Genomic DNA, 269 nt, shown 5'->3' with positions numbered 1-269 from the left:
ATAAGAACCTAAAGCAATCCCTGCGTTAAATGCGGCAATGTTAATTGCTGAAGCAACATCAACCGCACTCGGAACAAAGCGCTCTGCCAATATAACTACATATACTAGTAGCCCGGGAACATTCATAAATGCGAATAGTCCCATGAAAATAATTGTGATTAATCCAGCTACTTTAAATGGCGCTGTAAATGTTAAAACAAATAATATAATCGCTTGAATCAAGAACGTGTAAAATAGTGCTCGAATCGGATTATGATTCGATAATTTTC

Annotated in this window: 1 pseudogene; it reads right to left on the bottom strand. The window is 36.4% G+C overall.

Annotated features, from left to right (window positions below):
• Positions 1 to 269, bottom strand: a pseudogene (locus SB658_RS24300) (MFS transporter); the annotation flags it as partial.

Source organism: Bacillus sp. SIMBA_008, from assembly GCF_046535495.1.
GTDB classification, from domain to species: domain Bacteria; phylum Bacillota; class Bacilli; order Bacillales; family Bacillaceae; genus Bacillus; species Bacillus subtilis.
This window is presented reverse-complemented; position numbering and strand designations above follow the sequence as displayed.